19 protein-coding genes and 1 pseudogene are annotated in these 18,087 nt (G+C 44.4%); 18 read left to right on the forward strand and 2 right to left on the reverse strand.

All coding sequences use genetic code 11. The features are described from left to right. Positions 1-24: 24 nt before the first annotated feature. The 8 genes from BLW49_RS14905 (at position 25) to BLW49_RS14935 (ending at position 8,316) form a co-directional block, all read left to right on the forward strand. Positions 25-690, forward strand: coding sequence for a TerC family protein (locus BLW49_RS14905; protein ID WP_076313259.1), 666 nt, complete (start codon positions 25-27; stop codon positions 688-690). Between the two features lie 243 nt (positions 691-933). After that, positions 934-1,434 carry a LiaF transmembrane domain-containing protein gene (locus BLW49_RS14910; protein WP_076313258.1) on the forward strand — a complete coding sequence of 167 codons (501 nt, stop codon included), beginning with the start codon at positions 934-936 and terminating at the stop codon, positions 1,432-1,434. Between the two features lie 263 nt (positions 1,435-1,697). Next, positions 1,698-3,539: a translational GTPase TypA gene (gene typA / locus BLW49_RS14915; protein ID WP_076313257.1), complete on the forward strand. Its 1,842-nt coding sequence runs from the start codon at positions 1,698-1,700 to the stop codon at positions 3,537-3,539. Positions 3,540-3,597: 58 nt separating this feature from the next. After that, positions 3,598-3,900 carry a YlaH-like family protein gene (locus BLW49_RS14920; protein ID WP_076313256.1) on the forward strand — a complete coding sequence of 101 codons (303 nt, stop codon included), beginning with the start codon at positions 3,598-3,600 and terminating at the stop codon, positions 3,898-3,900. Between the two features lie 187 nt (positions 3,901-4,087). Then, entirely contained in the window at positions 4,088-5,158 is a 1,071-nt protein-coding gene (locus BLW49_RS14925) for an LCP family protein (RefSeq protein WP_076313255.1), read from the forward strand. Between the two features lie 94 nt (positions 5,159-5,252). Beyond that, complete coding sequence (locus BLW49_RS29220) at positions 5,253-5,378, forward strand: hypothetical protein (protein WP_256209764.1); 126 nt, start codon at positions 5,253-5,255, stop codon at positions 5,376-5,378. A 154-nt stretch (positions 5,379-5,532) separates the two neighbouring features. After that, positions 5,533-6,864, forward strand: coding sequence for a PhoH family protein (locus BLW49_RS14930; RefSeq protein WP_076313254.1), 1,332 nt, complete (start codon positions 5,533-5,535; stop codon positions 6,862-6,864). A 147-nt stretch (positions 6,865-7,011) separates the two neighbouring features. Continuing rightward, positions 7,012-8,316: a type 2 periplasmic-binding domain-containing protein gene (locus tag BLW49_RS14935; RefSeq protein WP_090725386.1), complete on the forward strand. Its 1,305-nt coding sequence runs from the start codon at positions 7,012-7,014 to the stop codon at positions 8,314-8,316. 6 nt (positions 8,317-8,322) lie between these two features. Here BLW49_RS14935 and BLW49_RS14940 read toward each other — a convergent pair whose 3' ends face one another. Together BLW49_RS14940 and BLW49_RS14945 are read right to left on the reverse strand one after the other, a co-directional pair. Next, on the reverse strand, positions 8,323-9,408 hold the full coding sequence (locus tag BLW49_RS14940) for a hypothetical protein (RefSeq protein ID WP_076313252.1): 1,086 nt from the start codon (positions 9,406-9,408) through the stop codon (positions 8,323-8,325). 162 nt (positions 9,409-9,570) lie between these two features. Then, on the reverse strand, positions 9,571-9,807 hold the full coding sequence (locus BLW49_RS14945; RefSeq protein ID WP_047910852.1) for a DUF2626 domain-containing protein: 237 nt from the start codon (positions 9,805-9,807) through the stop codon (positions 9,571-9,573). 284 nt (positions 9,808-10,091) lie between these two features. Between BLW49_RS14945 and BLW49_RS14950 the strand changes: the two genes are divergently transcribed. The 10 genes and pseudogenes from BLW49_RS14950 to BLW49_RS29490 all read left to right on the forward strand — a co-directional run bounded on the left by BLW49_RS14950 (position 10,092) and on the right by BLW49_RS29490 (position 18,070). Beyond that, positions 10,092-10,736, forward strand: coding sequence for an RsfA family transcriptional regulator (locus tag BLW49_RS14950; RefSeq protein ID WP_076313251.1), 645 nt, complete (start codon positions 10,092-10,094; stop codon positions 10,734-10,736). A gap of 148 nt (positions 10,737-10,884) precedes the next feature. Next, complete coding sequence (locus BLW49_RS14955; RefSeq protein ID WP_090725388.1) at positions 10,885-11,835, forward strand: ketopantoate reductase family protein; 951 nt, start codon at positions 10,885-10,887, stop codon at positions 11,833-11,835. A 5-nt stretch (positions 11,836-11,840) separates the two neighbouring features. Next, a complete protein-coding gene (locus BLW49_RS14960) occupies positions 11,841-12,227 on the forward strand; it encodes a DUF3397 domain-containing protein (RefSeq protein ID WP_238546315.1) in 387 nt (128 codons plus the stop codon). Between the two features lie 155 nt (positions 12,228-12,382). Next, positions 12,383-14,047, forward strand: coding sequence for a peptide ABC transporter substrate-binding protein (locus BLW49_RS14965; protein WP_090725389.1), 1,665 nt, complete (start codon positions 12,383-12,385; stop codon positions 14,045-14,047). Between the two features lie 193 nt (positions 14,048-14,240). Further along, complete coding sequence (locus tag BLW49_RS14970; protein ID WP_076313542.1) at positions 14,241-15,173, forward strand: ABC transporter permease; 933 nt, start codon at positions 14,241-14,243, stop codon at positions 15,171-15,173. A gap of 3 nt (positions 15,174-15,176) precedes the next feature. After that, the gene (locus BLW49_RS14975) at positions 15,177-16,127 is read left to right on the forward strand and encodes an ABC transporter permease (protein ID WP_076313248.1); all 951 of its coding nucleotides are present in this window, start codon (positions 15,177-15,179) and stop codon (positions 16,125-16,127) included. Positions 16,128-16,139: 12 nt separating this feature from the next. After that, positions 16,140-17,135 carry an ABC transporter ATP-binding protein gene (locus BLW49_RS14980; RefSeq protein WP_076313247.1) on the forward strand — a complete coding sequence of 332 codons (996 nt, stop codon included), beginning with the start codon at positions 16,140-16,142 and terminating at the stop codon, positions 17,133-17,135. A 116-nt stretch (positions 17,136-17,251) separates the two neighbouring features. Then, positions 17,252-17,605: pseudogene (locus BLW49_RS29480) on the forward strand (ATP-binding cassette domain-containing protein); the annotation flags it as partial. Then, the gene (locus BLW49_RS29485; RefSeq protein WP_371264567.1) at positions 17,581-17,640 is read left to right on the forward strand and encodes a four-helix bundle copper-binding protein; all 60 of its coding nucleotides are present in this window, start codon (positions 17,581-17,583) and stop codon (positions 17,638-17,640) included. The pseudogene BLW49_RS29480 and the gene BLW49_RS29485, both read left to right, overlap by 25 nt. Positions 17,641-17,815: 175 nt before the next feature. After that, positions 17,816-18,070, forward strand: coding sequence for an ABC transporter ATP-binding protein (locus tag BLW49_RS29490; RefSeq protein ID WP_371264568.1), 255 nt, complete (start codon positions 17,816-17,818; stop codon positions 18,068-18,070). The last annotated feature ends 17 nt before the right edge of the window (positions 18,071-18,087 follow it).

Consider the following 18,087-nt stretch of genomic DNA (forward strand, 5'->3'; position numbering starts at 1 on the left):
TGTATGGAGGTGTTTACCCTGTTCATGGATGATATTTGGCTTATAATGCAGATACTTATGATTAACCTTGTTTTAAGCGGCGATAACGCTGTCGTCATTGCTATGGCAAGTCGTAATTTGCCTGAGCAGAGCCGTAATCGTGCAGTATGGTGGGGAGCATTTGGCGCGGTGTTATTAAGATGTATTTTAACCTTTATTGCGGTGCTCATACTTGGTATACCGTTTATACAAGCGGCTGGCGGACTTATGCTACTCTATATTGCGTTTAAATTGTTGTTTGACGAAGATGAGAATGTGAATGTCAAACAATCTACAACTTTATGGAGTGCGGTATACACGATACTCGTCGCTGACTTTGTCATGAGTCTCGACAATGTTCTGGCCATAGCTGCAATCGCAGATGGCGATCTAGCACTCATTGTAATTGGGATCGCGATCAGCATTCCCATTGTTGTATGGGGCAGCGGTATTATTGTTAAGCTGCTTCAGCGCTTTCCGATACTGGTCTTCGCAGGTTCGGGTATATTAGCTTATACGTCCGGCGAGATGGTCCTTCGTGATCCGAAGCTGGGGTTATGGCTCCAAGAGGTTTTTGCAGGCTATGAGACCTTGCTGCCCGCAGTTTGTGTTATATTGGTTATGCTTGGCGGTGCATTTTTCAAAGTGTTAAGATATCGGGTGGATACATAAATAGATGAATCATAAACCGGCAATCGAAGTGGAATGCCGGTTTTTTTGTATTGTTAAGCGTAAGATCAATGAGGAAAGAGCTGGAAATGAATGTTTTTTCAAATATGAAGCATGACAGTAGTTTTTTGCAAAAACATCGGATAAACTAGAAATATATACGCTAATATAGTTCCTAGTGAACGTAGATCTTGAATTGCCTTGGATAGAAGCAGAGATCATCATACAAACGGGGTGAAGTGTGAAGTGAAGGGAAGAAACGAAAGGTTGGTAGGCATCTTTATCGTCATTGCCGGTCTTGTCATCTTACTTGGTCAATTGGGCTTTTTCAGTTTTCTTGGACGAAATTTCTGGCCGCTCATTTTAATCATTCCAGGAATTATTCTCCATCTTTTTTATTTTTTCAGAAATACGAGTGCCGTTATTTTGGTGCCGGCGGGAATTTTGACGGTGTATGGTATTTTCTTCCTCATATGCAGTATTTGGGGATGGCATCTGACCGCAACTCTATGGCCTGTCTTTATAACAGGGGTTGCCCTAGGCTTGTTTGAATATGCTTTATTTGAATATCCTCGGCCAGCTGTGATCTACAGGACATCCATTATTTTGCTTGCCGTGTCGATCGTGCTCTTGTTCATAACCATGCTCACTACCGGATTCATATATGTCGTCGCTGCTATACTTATCTTTGTGGGAATCTGGCTTATCTTCGGAAGGCCTAAACCGACCCGGCGGCGTTTTCGATAAGCTACTTGATTTTTAACATTTTTCGTCTATAATATAAGGGATATATGTGCGTCGGAGTTATCACCCGGCGCTTCTTTTGTGAGTAAGGTCGTTATATATTACAAGAATCGAACTTTATGGCTTTGTATCGTGAATTTTGATTCAAGAATCAAGCCTCATGACTTCATTATCATGAATTTTGATTCGAGAATCAAATCTCATGGCTTTGCACCATGAACTTGATTCAAATAGAAATGATTTTGGAAAGGATATGGATATAAACCATGCATGTAAGAGAGAATATTCGCAATATTGCGATCATTGCCCACGTTGACCACGGCAAAACAACACTTGTAGACAAACTGCTTCAACAATCCGGAACCTTCCGTGAACATGAGGCCGTACAAGAACGCGCCATGGACTCCAATGATTTGGAACGTGAACGCGGGATTACGATCCTTGCCAAAAATACTGCGATCAATTATAAAGATTTTCTTATCAACATTGTTGATACACCAGGACACGCCGACTTTGGCGGAGAAGTAGAACGGATTATGAAAATGGTTGACGGTGTACTGCTTGTTGTCGATGCGTATGAAGGCTGCATGCCGCAAACGAAGTTTGTACTGCGCAAAGCTCTGGAGCATAACCTGACGCCAATCGTTGTTGTTAACAAAATTGACCGCCCAGCAGCTCGTCCGGCTGAGGTTATTGATGAAGTTCTGGATCTGTTCATTGAGCTCGGTGCTAATGATGAGCAGCTTGACTTCCCGGTTGTATATGCTTCTGCACTTAACGGTACTTCAAGCATGGATCCTGAGAAACAAGATGACAACATGATGAGTCTCTATGAGACGATTGTTGATCACATTCCTCATCCAACAGAAAGTGTTGACGAGCCGCTGCAGTTCCTCGTAACGCTGATGGATTACAATGAATATCTGGGTCGTATTGCAATTGGACGCGTGAACAGAGGCGTTATTCGTCAAGGACAGGCTGTAACAGTTATCCAACGTGACGGCTCCAATAAAACTGCGCGTATTGAGAAATTGTTCGGATTCCAAGGGCTGAAGCGCGTAGAAGTAGCTGAAGCAGGTGCAGGCGATATCGTTGCCATTGCGGGAATTAAGGATATTAATATCGGTGAAACGATAGCTGATCCAGCGAATCCTGAAGCATTGCCGGTTCTTAAGATTGATGAGCCAACGCTTCAAATGACATTCCTTGTTAATAACAGTCCTTTTGCTGGACGCGAAGGTAAATGGGTAACATCCCGCAGACTTCGTGACCGTCTGTTTAAAGAGCTTGAGACGGACGTAAGTCTTCGTGTCGAAGAAACAGACAGCCCAGATGCTTATGTTGTATCCGGCCGTGGTGAGCTTCACCTAGGTATCCTGATTGAGAACATGCGCCGTGAAGGCTATGAACTTGCGGTATCCAAACCGGAAGTTATCATTAAAGAGATCGACGGCAAGAAAATGGAGCCAATTGAGCGCCTAATGATCGATATTCCTGAAGAAAGCATGGGTGCGGTTATGGAAAGCCTGGGTTCCCGTAAAGCCGAAATGGTCAACATGATCAATTCTGGTAACGGCCAGGTTCGTCTTGAGTTCCTGATCCCTGCACGCGGCTTGATTGGATATCGTACGAACTTCTTGACACTGACTCGCGGCTATGGCGTAATGAACAATGCATTTGACAGCTATGGTCCACTCGTTGGCGGTCAAGTTGGTGGACGTCACCAAGGCGTGCTCGTATCCAGTGAGAATGGTACATCAACATTCTATGGTATGATTGGTGTTGAGGACCGTGGTATGTTGTTCCTTGATGTGGGAACGGAAGTTTATGAAGGAATGATCGTTGGTGAACACAATCGTGACAATGACATCGTTGTAAACATCTGTAAGGAGAAACAACTGACTAACGTTCGTTCGGCAACCAAGGACGATACAGTGAAGATGAAGACTCCTATAATCTTCTCCTTGGAGCAAGCTCTGGAGTACTTAAATGATGATGAACTGTGTGAGATCACACCGAAGTCCGTTCGTCTTCGTAAGAAGCTCCTGAATAAGAGTGAGCGTGAGCGTGCGGAGAAGCATCGCAAGATGTCCCAAGCTAATCTATAATATGTAAATAATACGCTTGGAAAAGAGAGCATGTACTTGAAAGGAGCTGAACGCCGCCATGCAGGCATGGTTTGCGTCACACCCGATCGTTAGTTATGTGGTTATATTTGTACTGATTACGTATGTCTACAATAAGGTATTTCGCCCGCAGCAGAAAATGCCGTTACTCAAAGAGATATTACTGTACATTTTGATGGCCATCGGCTCCTTCATGCTGCTCGTTTTCCAAATCGATAAATTGCCGATTATTCAATGCTTGCTTGTCGCAGTAGCACTGATGCTGCTGGTCAGAATCCGTTATTTTGTGGAAGCTCGGCAGAAGAAAAAAACGGAGTCTTCTGGAGAGACAAGTAAAATGTAGCTTTAGTAAAGACAACTTCATATGCACACATTAGAGAGACCGCCCTAATCAGCGGTCTTTCCGTTCTTTTTGGAGCAGTTAAACTCATTTTTTAAGTGGATGATATACCCAGATTTGAAATGCGGCAGCGGTGGCGGTAATATGTAAGAGCAACCATAGAAATGTATAAAGGTGTTGAATTTATAATATGAGTATGGGATCTAACGGATTGCCCCCACGCAATAGAGGCGGCAAGAGCAGCGATAACAACACAGCGCAGACAACGACGAAGAAGAAAGTGAAGAAGAAGAGTCCAGCAAAAACATTTATGAAGTTGGTATTATCTCTCATTGTTATCGGTTTGATCGCAGGTATTGGCTATTTGTACATGGTATTTAATGATGTGATCGACACAGGGAACAATAACCCCGTAGCAGCTGAAGATTCAGCCAAGGTGAAGCCGCAGACGATGCTGATCTTGGGAACGGACTATCGAGAGGAGACAGGCACTCATCTGTCTGACGTCGTGATGGTAGCCTCACTGCATCCGGAGACGAAATCTGCGACGATTGTATCTCTGCCACGTGACACGCTGGTTCAGCTCGAGGGCTATACCGAGAGGAAGCTGAATGAGTTCTATCCTCGCTTCAGAGCTGCGGCGAAAGAATCAGGTATTTCAGCTGAGGAAGAAATGCGGGTTATGCTCGGCAAATACTTGGATGTGGATATTAATTACGTCACCGTGCTGAACTTCAAGGCATTTGAAGAAATCGTAGATGCCTTGGGCGGAGTCGAAGTGAATGTGAATCAGAACATGTGCTATAAGGATACCGCGGATGATACTGATATTAATCTCACTGCGGGTCAACAGACCTTGAACGGTGAAGATGCACTCGGGTATGTACGCTATCGCAAATCAAACTGTGATCCCAAAACGCCGGCTTCCGACGATTTCTCCCGTAACCAGCGTCAAAGCGAAGTTCTGCACTCGTTAATGGATCAAATGAAGTCTCTTGGCGGTGTTACGAAGATTGGTAAAGTCGTGGGTGCTGTCGATGATAACATGACGACCACGGTAGAGAGTGATCAGGTTAAGAACTTCATATCAACCTACTGGAATCTTCCTAAGGATAGTGTAAACTTTGTGCCGGTGACAGGAACATGGAACAGCCCTTATGTATATATTAATCAAGGGGAGTTAGACCAGGCGAAGCAAGCACTAGCTAAGGAGCTGGCAGGCGAGCATACATCTGCAGCTGCTGAAGCTTCGGGGGAATAAAGTATCCGCAAAATATCTATTCAAACTATGGAGAAGTAGTGATATAATGTGGATGTATCCCATAGATGGAAATTCATTAGCGGAGGTCCTGTCTATGTCCAATTATGCTAATCGAATGGAATATCGCTCTCTTCATATGAATATGCTGACAAATGCACTGTTTTGTCATGAATACAAGCCCGGTGAACGCTGTTCACTGGGCTTTTTGTATTTCATGTGATGAACGATGCATATTCCACGGATATTTTCAGGAAATTGTACAATTATTTGCTCCCGGTCGAATACATTTAGATATGGGATACACGATTGTCCTTATCGCTGCCCATAGCTTGCCCTAGCTGTGCTTAAAAGACGCCGCCTTGGAGGGGATACCAATGAAAAAAATTTTTGTGTTGGATACGAATGTGCTGCTTCATGATCCGGGCGCCATTTATGCTTTTGACGAGCATGAAGTTGTAATTCCTGCCGTAGTGCTGGAGGAAATCGACTCCAAAAAGCGTAATGCAGATGAAATAGGGAGAAATGCGAGATATGTCTCGCGTTCATTAGATGGATTAAGGGAGCAGGGACATTTGCACAGTGGGGTACCTTTACCGAATGGTGGAAACTTGAAGGTAGAACTGAACCACCGCAGTTTTATAAGAGTACAGGAGATGTTTGGTGAAGTTACGAATGATAATCGTATACTAGCAGTAGCGCTCAATTATCAGCTGGAGCAGGAGGATAACGAGGAGCCGCGGGACATTGTATTGGTCAGCAAGGATGTACTCGTACGTATCAAGGCAGATGTGCTTGGTCTCAATACACAGGATTATTTGTCTGATCGTACCGCAGATCCAAGCGAATTATATCCGGGGTATACTGCGATTAGAGTCCACCCTTCCGTAATCGATGAATTTTATACGTATCGTTTTCTGCCTATCAAGCCATTGCAGCTAACCTATAATCTGTATCCACACGAATTTATTATATTAAAGGACGAGATGGGCACGGGAAAATCCGCCCTGCTTAAGGTGAATCAGGAGGCTACCAAGCTAGAGCCTTTATATCTCAGCAATGATCCGGTTTGGGGGATTGTCGCACGTAATGCACAGCAGAGAATGGCTTTAGAGCTGCTCTTAAATGATGATATTCCGCTGGTGACAATTACAGGTAAAGCCGGAACAGGGAAAACGCTGCTTGCCCTTGCTGCAGGACTCCTGAAGGTTGAGGATGAACATAAATACAAAAAGCTTCTCATAGCAAGACCGGTGGTCCCAATGGGGAAGGATATTGGTTACCTCCCTGGGGAAAAAGAAGAGAAGCTTCGTCCCTGGATGCAGCCGATCTATGATAATCTGGAGTTTCTGTTCGATACAAAAAAGGCGGGTGACATCGATAAAATACTCATGGGACTCGGCAGTATTCAAGTAGAAGCGCTCACTTACATCCGGGGCAGATCGATTCCTGGACAGTTTATCATTATTGATGAAGCTCAGAATCTATCGAAGCATGAAGTAAAGACTATTGTCTCCCGTGTAGGTGAAGGAAGTAAGATCATTCTGATGGGTGATCCAGAGCAAATTGACCATCCATATCTTGACTCAGCAAGCAACGGCTTAACATATATTGTGGAGCGATTCCGTCAGGAAGGGATCAGCGGACACATTATGCTGGAAAAAGGCGAACGCTCCAAGCTCGCCCAGCTGGCAGCTGATCTCTTGTAGGTCATTTATTTCCCGGAAAATGAAATATAATGCGAAAAAGAACCGGATCCCATTCCGGTTCTTTTCTGAGTTAATAGGACAAGCGGACTATACATTTGGTACAATAATGGGGAAAGGTTGGATATGTCTAGGGGAGGTACAGAAGCTGTGAAGCGAAGAAACCACTGGATACTCTTTGTCGTGTTATTCTTGTCCTTAACCATATTGTCTCCAAGCTTTGATATATCAAGAGACCCGGTTACAGATGAGGACGATCAGAGCACGGATCCGTTATATCGTCCAGCTCCTCCGGCTCCACAGGAGCAGCAGCCATTGAAAATAGCAGTTTCGATGCAGGAGCAGGATTTTGCCGTTTTTCAGCGCCTCGCTGTAGAGATCGGAAATAAGATTGGCAGTGATGTTGAAGTACATAACATGCAAGAAACGGTTGAGAGTGAGGCGTACGCAGCCATTCGCGAAAGCTATGTACTAGGTGATAGTGCAGACATTACCTTACTGAATAATTACTATATCCGATTGTTTGCCATGCAAGGCTATTTGAGACCCATTACAGGGAATGATCTGAATGGAACGGCTGCTGATCCATTTCCACAGACCATTACAGTAAGTGAATGGAATGGATATCGCTGGGCTGTTCCTCTTGATATTGATCCATATCTCTATGCTGAGGCTCGTAGTGACAACGCGTCGTCACCACCCTTGCAGTCAATGAACTCAGATGAGGATTGGATGAACCGAATGACCGCATGGTCTGAGACGGATGATAAGCCATTCTTCTTGGATGTGGAGGACCCGCTGGCGTTTGCCTCCTGGCTTGAATTTCGCGGAATCATTCGTCAAACCGAGGAGCCCTTCAATCCTGCTGGGCAGAGCGAACAGATGCAGGCTAGGATTCAAGATCTGGAGACGCTGCTTCCTTATATTGAGACAAACTTCAAGGATTCTGTCTCCGGTCAATTGAACTGGACGTCTGGAATTGTGAAGCTATCTGATATGCTGCCCGAATATCGTGGTGAACTCACGGAGTACATTAATAACGATGTCGAAACACAGGCCCTTACGGTGACAGGACGCAGCTTCGCCATTTCCTCTCGAACAGGGCAAACAGATCTGGCTACGGAATGGATTAAGGCCATGACATCCCCTGAATCCGTACAAGACTGGTTTGAAGAGACTGGGAATCTGCCTATTTATAGATCGCTTTATGAAGAGCTGGAGATGCGGGACATTACAAGAGCGGTTCCTGTTCAGGCTCTGGAACAGAGCCTTGAGACTGCTTATCGCGATGACTTGATGGATTGGAATTTGTTGAATCGTGCACAGCCTCTGATCACACAATTTCTGCGTGGTGACATCTCGGCTGAAGCTTATAATTCGCGTGTTCAATCCTTATTCTCAGAGCAGGAGGGGGATGCAGTGTCTCATGAGTCTGTGCCGGATCCGCAGCAATGATCGGTGTTATTTCAGGGCTAACTCAAGTGTCACTTCAAGCGTCTGATCCTTTGTTGAGACATCGGTTGCCTTAATGAAAGACATTAGCTTTTGCGGGTAAAATCCTAGATCAAATTCCTGCTGAAGCATGCTCCGCGTTGTATCTGGAAGTTCAAATCCGTTAAATACGAGCTTGTCTACATGAAACAGCAGACCGTTAGCCGGCTCATCAATGACGGTATAATGACCTTGTACAGCAAGCTCAAGATTGTCTCTTTTTCCACTGGCAATGATATAATCATCCGTAAATTCGAAGGCGAAATCGTTGAATATTTCATTCTCCGTTCTCAGAAAATCGTTTAATTGCTCTTCATTGATTCGGATCGAATAGGTACGGCCATTGGTTGATATGATGCCTTTCTCCTGCTGGACAAAATTGGGCAGATTATTCATAGCGGAGGCAAGTGCGCCGAAGTACCGCTTCACCTCATGAATGCCTACATTGCTCCAGTAAGTATTGAGCTCCTCCATCAGCTTCTCCATCAGCTCCCGGTTATCACTGCTTGCCAGCGTATTCTCAACCTCCTGCTCCAGCAAGAGGACTCTTTCCCGTTGATTCTGCAAATTTTGTTTAAGCAGACGAAGCTCTGCATCATTCTGATCTAGTTTAACCGTCATTTCTTCAAATTCCTGCTGCCTCGAATGATATGCATGAAGCACCTCTTGATCTCTGCCTATTATAATCTCATAATAGCCTGCCAGAATTTGAATAGAGCGCAGCGACTTTGCCTTTAAAAAAACATGCAGCAATTGATCTCGTTCCCCCATATAATAGGATCTCACAATAGAGGCCGCACGGTCCTGATGATCTTTCATTTCTTCCTTATGTACAGACATTTGGGTTTCTAGTGATGACCGCCTCTCTTCAATTTGCTGCTGCTGTTCTTCTATACGTTCAATTTCGTGATCAATCTCAACGATAGACAGGCTGTTCTGCAGAACATCTCTCGTATTCTCGTCCATAGCAGGTTCAGCCTGAATAGGGGAGATATGAAGAAAGAACAATAGAATAGAACAACAGATGGTCACATAATATGTAGAACGATTTCTCATCTCATATATTTCCTCCCTATAGCTTGTACAAGTAAATGGGTACTGAATAATGACAAACTTTCTATATCATATACTTAAAACATACATATGAAAAAGAAAACAAATAAAGAACGGACCAGCTTAACTTCGCTGATCCGTTCTTTATTTTGCTTAAAAGATGTGCTATAGAGGTTTGCCCATTTCGAATACAGTCCAGTAGCTAAAGCCTGAAAAGGTGATAATCATGTAAGCCCAGAACAATAAAATATATGTTCTCTCCGTGAATTTCAAATAACCGAGAATTACGAAAAAAGCGGTTTGAAGGAAAAATAATAGTGCCATCTCCAACATATCACCTGCAAAGGCCATAAGACCAATCGTTAGAGTGAAAAATCCCAGTACACGAAACATGCGCGCCACGATGACTTACCCCCTCTCTTAGGAACGCTCGTCTAATTGCTAAGTAACATTATAGCGGTTAAGGAAAATGATGTAAATAAAAAATGGATATGAAAGCGAAATCTTTTAGGGTATGTCCAGGGAGCAATTTGGAAATACATTTTAGTATGAAATAGATTCTATGAACTCTATGAAGGGCATAAGAATGATTAAAGCTGAATTTTATAACCGGCTTCTCATCTCATAGCTTGATGCATGCTGAGAGGTGGAGCTGTGATTATGGATGTCGTTAGGAGGTTTATAGCATGACTGCTGTTAGACAGGATGCTTGGAGCGCGGAGGATGATTTGATCCTGGCTGATGTTACCCTTCGCCATATCCGGGAAGGAAGTACTCAGCTTGCTGCTTTTGAGGAAGTTGGTGAAAAAATCGGTAGAACTTCGGCCGCGTGCGGTTTTCGCTGGAACAGTTTTGTTCGTAAAAAGTATGATGAAGCGATAGGCATTGCCAAGGCTCAGCGCCAAAAGCGAAGCTATTCGAGAAGACATGCTGCAGTTCAGCCTCAAGTTGCAGCATTATCGGTAACGGAAACCGATGAGCTTATGTACAGAACAGAGGGATTCTCTGAGGAAACCTTGTCTATTGATGCGGTGATCCGCTTCTTAAGACAGTGGAAGGGTATGGTTCAAGAGAATTCTAGACAATTGAAGCTTATCGAGAAGGAACTGCGTGAAAAAGAAGAAGAATTGAACGAGCTTCGATTCGAGAATGATCGCTTATCCAAGCAAGTTAGTGAAGTACAAACCGATTATCGGGTAGTAAACGATGATTATAAAGCGCTCATTCAAATTATGGATCGTGCCAGAAGACTCGCCTTTTTGTCTGAGGAAGATGAAGAGAAAACGCGGTTCAAAATGGATGCTAACGGCAACCTGGAACGAATTGAATAAACTCGAATACACAGTAACAATTCTAGATTAGAGATTACGGAACTATAAAGCCTGTTTGACCGCGTTATGCGTGGTCAGATGGGCTTTTGTCATATGCTCCTAACTAATATATAGTAAGAGAGAAAGGTTTATTGGAGGTGTACATAATTTGATTATTGATGTCATCGGTGCGGGATCACTTGGTCTAATGTATGGAGGGGCCCTCATATATGCTGGAGAAGAAGTAAGGTTTTGGACTAGAACAAGTGAACAGGCTGCACAATTACTTGAAGCGGGGATGAAGATAAATCAGCCCGATGGACAAGTATGGAGGGTACAAGCGGGAAGCTTTGAAGCGAGAGACATTGCATCCCTGCCAGAAGTATGGAACCAGAAGCCTGGACATATGATCATGCTCATGTCGAAGCAAGGGGGTATTCAGGAGATAATGGAGATCCTGACAAAGGTCAGGAAGCTGGATGCCGCTTTATTTTGTTTTCAGAATGGAACAGGTCATATCCCTGTCATTGCCAAAGCGTTTCCTTCCACCCGGGTATATGCTGCAATTACAACAGAAGGAGCCAAACGAACGGACAAGGCTGAAGTGACGAGGGCTGGTTACGGAGAGACGCAGATCGGCTGGTCGAATCACCCAGGAATGCCTATCGAATCAGAAGTGGACACGCTAGTCGATAAATTGATGAAAGCAGGATTTGACACACAATCGTCGAATGAAATCGATAGATTGATCTATCGGAAATTAGTCATTAATGCGGTAATTAATCCGCTGACCGCTCTTTGGAGAATACCGAATGGGGAATTACTGACAAACCAAGAGAGAAGGGAAGTAATGAAGCAGCTCTACAGTGAGGCTGTGGCTGTCTATGATGCTCATCAGATTGAATATGATACGAATCTATGGGAACAAGTTGTTGCTGTTTGTCAATCGACCTCGAGCAACTGGTCTTCCATGTGTATGGATGTTCTCCATGGCAGGCCGACGGAGATCGCTGCTATAAATGGCAGTATTGTTGCTATGGCCAGAGAGGCGGGAATGCGTGCGGAAGTCCATCAGCTTGTATGTTCACTTATTGAGGGGATGCCACTAGGGGAGGAGTAAAGGAATTGAACGCTATCGGATCATTTCTTATTGTACTTAGCATGCTTCCGTTTTTTCCTTTTTTGATCGTGTACTATGGGATGGTTTATTTCAAGAAGCCGAAGAAGACGGCTCTTCATATGGCAATGGATGTGACGACCATCTTTTTGATTGCAGCAGTTGCTGCTCTTTTTAACAGCACCTTTAATTTAAATTTTGGCGTTTATCTAATCTTGCTGGTGATGCTGATCGCCTTGGGTTTAATTGGAAGTGCACAAACTCGTTTAAAAGGGAAGATTAACTACAGAAGAATGATAAGAGCCGTTTGGCGCATGGCTTTTGTCGTAATGGGATTCAGCTACATAGTACTTTTAGCCTTTGGATTATTCAGCTACATAATAGATTTCATGTAAGAAAACATAACGTAAATTGTGTGCAAATTGTGTCGAATGTGTCGAATGGTGAAAAAAAGTAGTGTTTCAGAAAAAGTTATGTAGATTTTTTTGACCGCTGGTTGTATAATCTATAAACATATATACCACATCATCTTTTTAGGGGGAAATGCTTGATGAAAAGGAAGAGTTTGTTAGTCCTTTTGACGCTAGTTCTTGCATTTGGTTCCGTACTTGCAGCGTGCGGTTCTGACAATAGCAATGAAGGCAGTCAATCTGGTGAAGGTAATGCACCAGCAGAACAGGTTTTGAACATTAATTTGAGTGCTGAACCGCCGACTTTTGACCCGGCACAGGCTCAAGACAGCCAGACTAACACGGTATTGAAGCTTATGTATGAAGGCCTAGTTCGTATGGGCGAAGATGGTAACCCGGTTCCAGGTGTTGCGGAATCTTGGGAAGTTTCTGAAGATGGCAAAGAATACGTCTTCACACTTCGTGAAGATGCGAAATGGAGCAATGGCGATCCAGTAACAGCAAACGATTTCGTGTTCGCTTGGAAGCGCGTCCTTGATCCAGCTTCTACACCAGCTCCACCTTATGCTTACCAGCTGTACTACATCGAGAATGCAGAACAATTCAACACTGGCGAAATTACAGATTTCTCCCAAGTCGGCGTTGAAGCAGTAGACGAGAAGACTTTGAAAGTAAAATTGGTTAACCCAACTCCTTACTTCCTGGGTCTGACTTCCTTCTACACTTACTACCCAGTTCATTCCTCTGTTGATGGCAATGACAAATGGGCGACGAACAAAGATTCGATGGTTGTTAACGGACCATTCACACTGACTGAATGGACAACTGGTCAAAAGATTCAAGTTACGAAGAACGAACAATATTGGGACAAAGCGAACATTAACCTTGCTCGCGTAGATATGTCCTTGACAAACAGCGGTGCGACTGAACTTTCTTCTTATAGAAATGGTGAAATCGATTACGCTGGTGCACCTAACGGTGAGATCCCTACAGATCAAATTAAAGGTGTTCAAAGTGAACTTCCTGACGAATTTAATGTAAAAGGTATCGCTAGTACGTACTACTATATGTTTAACGTAACAGCTGAGCCTTTCCAAAATGCTAAAATCCGTAAAGCCTTTGCAATGTCTATCAATCGTCAAGCGATCGTTGACAACGTAACTCTTGGCGGACAGCTGCCAGCATTTGGATTCGTACCTCCAGGTATCAAAGGTGCTTCTGAAGAATTCCGTACTGAAGTTGAAGATGCATACTTTGAGGAGAATGCAGAAGAAGCAAAACGCTTGCTTGAAGAAGGTATGAAGGAAGAGGGCTACACTACACTTCCTAAAGTTACGCTGATCTACAACTCCAGTGAAGCTCACCAAAAATTGGCTGTAGCCGTAGCGGATATGTGGAAAAATGCTCTTGGCGTAGAAGTTGCCACTCAGAACCAAGAGTGGGGTGTGTTCCTTGAAACTCGTAAGAACCTGAACTATCAAGTAGCACGTGCTGGCTGGTCTGCTGACTACAATGATCCGATGACATTCATGGATATGTGGACTACTGGCAATGGTAACAATGATTCCGGTTATGCAAACCCTGAGTACGATGCGCTTATCAAACAAGCCGCTGTAGAGCAAGATGCAGCTAAACGTAATGATCTCTTTGCTCAAGCTGAGAAAATGCTCGTTGAAGAGGATATGGTCATTGCACCGTTGTACTACTATACAAATGTTTCTTTAACTAAGCCTTACCTTAAAGGCGTTAGCCTTGATTTCAGTGGAGCCATTGACTTCACTAGAGCTTCTGTTGAGGGTAAGTAAGGATATAACTGTATAGAAGCTTCGGGATATATATGCGGGCTAACCCTTATATATCCCGATTTTTTTGTATGTCGTTCATATTTGGTAAGTAATAGTAAAATTCGCAAATAACTAGAATAGATTTCAATCTCTAGTTTTTATAAAATTGTACTTGTACGACTGTTATTTTAATTTGCGGGGGGTGTCCATGATCATGATAAGATACGTGATCAATAGGCTGATTTTCATGCTGATATCTCTATTTATTCTCATCTCCGCTACGTTCTTCCTGATGAAGGCGATTCCGGGTAACCCGTTTATGAGTGAGAAGGCGACATCACCTGAAATTCAAGCCAGACTTATGGAGCAATATGGTCTCGATAAGCCGGTGTTCGTGCAATATATTGATTATCTCGGAAATATAATTACAGGAGATTTGGGGATCTCCATGAAGCGACTAAACCAAGATGTGGCCGAAATTATTGGTCAAACCTTTGGCGTGTCATTGAAGCTTGGACTTGTTGCTATCGTTGTCGCTGTAGTTGTAGGTATTCTCCTTGGAATGGTGGCAGCAATGAACCATCGCAAGCTGATCGACAACGTGGCTATGGTGCTTGCGGTTATTGGAATCGCGGTCCCGAGCTTCGTGCTGGCATCACTCCTGCAATTTTATCTGGCCCAAGAGCTTGGATTGTTCAAAGTAATGGGGCTGAACGGTCCGCTCGATTATGTTCTGCCGGTTGCGGCGCTCTCAGCCCAGCCTATTGCATACATTGCGCGTTTGACACGCTCCAACATGCTTGAAGTATTGCACGCTGATTATATCAAAACGGCCAAAGCCAAAGGCTTAAACAGCTTCACCATTATGTTCAGACACATTATTCGTAATGCGATCATGCCTGTAGTAACTTATATTGGACCAATGACGGCTAACGTAGTTACAGGTTCTGTTGTTATCGAGCGCGTATTCGGTATCGGCGGTATCGGTAAAGTATTCGTTGAGAGTATTACGACGCGTGATTATACCATGATTATGGGGATCACCATATTCTATGGCATTATTCTAATGCTGGCTCGTTTCCTGACGGACATTGCATATGTTCTTATCGATCCACGCATCAAACTTTCGAATGGAAAGGAGGGCTAGGTAGTGTCTGCAAATCAATCTAGCATCGATCCAAACAACACTCAGCTTACACCTGAAGATTTTAGAAGAATCGGGACGGATGAGAAGCAAGCAGAGGTCATTCAGCGTCAAAGTGTGTCAGCTATGCGCGATGCATGGGAGCGGCTTCTTAAAAATAAGCTCGCAATGACCAGCCTAGTCATCCTCGTGATCATTATTATTATGTCGATTGTTGCACCATTAATGTCCAGCTACGACTATCAAACCAATGATCTGATGAATGCCAATCAGCCTCCTTCCAAAGAGCATTGGTTCGGAACAGACGATCTTGGCCGCGATATGTGGGTACGTACCTGGTCAGGTGCGCAGATCTCGCTCATTATCGGTTTTGCAGCTGCCTTGATTGACCTTTGTATTGGGGTTATCTACGGCGGAATCATGGGCTTCTACGGTGGACGTGTCGGAGAAATCATGAATAAATTCTCTGAAATTCTGTATGCCATTCCTTACCTGCTCGTTACTATTTTGCTGCTTGTCGTGCTGGAACCAAGCGTTGCCACGATTATTATCGCCCTATGTATAACCGGCTGGATTAACATGGCCTGGATCGTACGGGGCGAAATTATGCAGCTCAAGAACAGAGAGTTCGTACTTGCTTCCAAATCCATGGGTGCAAACTCGTCTCGCCTTATCTTCAAACACTTGCTGCCCAATGCAGTAGGACCAATCATCGTAACACTGACTCTGTCTGTACCGAGTGCGATCTTCAGTGAGGCGTTCCTCAGCTTCCTTGGTCTGGGTGTACAAGCGCCTAGAGCGTCCCTGGGTTCCATGATCGAGAACGCACTTACAGGATGGATGTATTACCCTTGGCGGATGTTGTTCCCAGCAGGTCTGATCAGCTTAATTATGCTAGCGTTCAACCTCTTCGGTGACGGACTCCGTGACGCACTTGATCCAAAACTGAAAAAATAGGAGGTGGACATAATGGATCCGTTGTTGCAGGTTAAAGATCTTAACGTTTCATTTAAAGTAAGAGACGGCGAGGTAAAGGCCGTACGCGGCATGAATTTTGAAATCGGCAAGGGTGAGACGGTTGCGATTGTCGGTGAATCCGGTAGTGGTAAGAGTGTAACAGCCCAAACCATTATGCGTTTGATTCCTTCTCCACCGTCCATCATTAATAAAGGTGAAATTATTTTCCAAGGACAGGATTTGCTGAAGAAGACCAACAAGCAAATGGAATCCATTCGTGGTAAAGATATCGGCATGATCTTCCAAGATCCGATGACTTCCCTGAACCCTACCATCAAGATCGGTAAACAGATAACTGAAGTATTGATTAAGCATCAGAACATGTCCAAGGATGATGCGGCTAAAGAAGCGGTCAAAATGCTCAAGATGGTCGGCATCAAAAATGCGGAAGAGCGCTTTAATCAATATCCACACGAATTCTCAGGCGGTATGCGTCAGCGTGCGATGATCGCGATTGCGCTCGCTTGTAAGCCGGCCCTGCTGATCGCCGATGAGCCGACAACGGCTCTAGATGTAACGATCCAGGCCCAAATCATGGATGTTATGAAGGAAATGCAGGAGCAGCTTGGCACTTCAATTATCCTGATTACGCATGATCTTGGCGTAGTCGCTGGTATTGCAGACCGTGTTATTGTTATGTATGCTGGAGAAGTAGTAGAAACAGGTACGAAATACGAGATTTTCAAAAATCCGCAGCATCCATATACAAAAGGTTTGATGCGTTCCATGCCTCGTCTTGATCAGAAGAAGGACGAGCCGCTCATTCCGATCGTGGGTACACCGCCGGATCTGATCAAGCCGCCGCTCGGCTGCCCGTTTGCAGCACGTTGTGATCGTGCAATGAGCATATGCGAGCGCATTGATCCGGGTGCTACGGTATTCAGCGACACGCATATGGCACGTTGCTGGGAGCTGCATCCTATGGCGAAGGAGGTACATTCTTCATGAGCAAGAACTTGATTGAGGTTGAAGGTCTTAAGAAATACTTTAATGTAGGGAAGAATCGTACGCTCAAAGCCGTAGATAATCTTAACTTTTATATTCGTGAAGGTGAGACGCTTGGAATGGTAGGAGAATCCGGCTGTGGTAAATCTACGGCTGGACGTACAATTCTTCGATTGTATGAGCCTACTGCAGGCAGTGTGCGCTTTAACGGGACAGATATCTACAAGCTCTCACCGAACAAGATGAAAGCGATGCGCCGGGACATGCAGATGATCTTCCAGGATCCTTATGCATCACTCAATCCGCGTTTTACGGTTTCTGATATTATTGGTGAAGCTCTGGATATTCACAAAATGGCTGGAAGCAGCTTGGAGCGCAAGAAACGGATTGAGGAGCTGCTTGATCTCGTTGGACTGAATGCAGACCATGCGAACCGTTATCCGCATGAATTCTCCGGCGGTCAGCGTCAGCGGATCGGGATTGCCCGCGCGCTTGCGGTAAATCCTAAATTCATCATTTGTGATGAGCCGATTTCAGCACTTGACGTATCCATCCAGGCACAGGTGGTTAACCTTCTGAAGGATCTTCAGAATCGTTTGGGCCTGACGTACTTGTTCATTGCCCATGACCTCTCTATGGTTAAGCACATCAGTGACCGGGTTGCTGTTATGTACATGGGTAAAATGGTAGAGCTTGCGGACAGCGAAGAGCTGTATGCAAATCCGATCCATCCTTACACCAAAATGCTTCTATCTGCGATTCCAATTCCGGATCCGGACATTGAAGCGAATAAAAAGCGTATTATTATGCCTGAGGACAATTCCGGTCCAATCAGTTCGGGCAACGAGGGAGAGGCAGCGAAGAGCGCCTTTAACCTGGATAATGCGAAGCTGATCGAAGTATCCAAAGGCCATTTTGTGGCTGAGCCTTACGCTTGATCGAAATATGTAGTTTA

This window comes from Paenibacillus sp. PDC88 (assembly GCF_900106725.1).
Classification (GTDB): Bacteria; Bacillota; Bacilli; order Paenibacillales; family Paenibacillaceae; genus Paenibacillus; species Paenibacillus shunpengii.

Excerpts from the sequence above, each read along its gene's own strand:
- BLW49_RS14925 (WP_076313255.1), top strand. The coding sequence starts at position 4,088 with ATGAGTATGGGATCTAACGGATTGCCCCCACGCAATAGAGGCGGCAAG.
- BLW49_RS14940 (WP_076313252.1), bottom strand. The coding sequence starts at position 9,408 with ATGAGAAATCGTTCTACATATTATGTGACCATCTGTTGTTCTATTCTA.
- BLW49_RS14930 (WP_076313254.1), top strand. The coding sequence starts at position 5,533 with ATGAAAAAAATTTTTGTGTTGGATACGAATGTGCTGCTTCATGATCCG.
- typA (WP_076313257.1), top strand. The coding sequence starts at position 1,698 with ATGCATGTAAGAGAGAATATTCGCAATATTGCGATCATTGCCCACGTT.
- BLW49_RS29490 (WP_371264568.1), top strand. The coding sequence starts at position 17,816 with ATGGTAGAGCTTGCGGACAGCGAAGAGCTGTATGCAAATCCGATCCAT.
- BLW49_RS14965 (WP_090725389.1), top strand. The coding sequence starts at position 12,383 with ATGAAAAGGAAGAGTTTGTTAGTCCTTTTGACGCTAGTTCTTGCATTT.
- BLW49_RS14970 (WP_076313542.1), top strand. The coding sequence starts at position 14,241 with ATGATAAGATACGTGATCAATAGGCTGATTTTCATGCTGATATCTCTA.
- BLW49_RS14905 (WP_076313259.1), top strand. The coding sequence starts at position 25 with ATGGATGATATTTGGCTTATAATGCAGATACTTATGATTAACCTTGTT.
- BLW49_RS14920 (WP_076313256.1), top strand. The coding sequence starts at position 3,598 with ATGCAGGCATGGTTTGCGTCACACCCGATCGTTAGTTATGTGGTTATA.
- BLW49_RS29220 (WP_256209764.1), top strand. The coding sequence starts at position 5,253 with ATGTCCAATTATGCTAATCGAATGGAATATCGCTCTCTTCATATGAAT.
- BLW49_RS14950 (WP_076313251.1), top strand. The coding sequence starts at position 10,092 with ATGACTGCTGTTAGACAGGATGCTTGGAGCGCGGAGGATGATTTGATC.
- BLW49_RS14980 (WP_076313247.1), top strand. The coding sequence starts at position 16,140 with ATGGATCCGTTGTTGCAGGTTAAAGATCTTAACGTTTCATTTAAAGTA.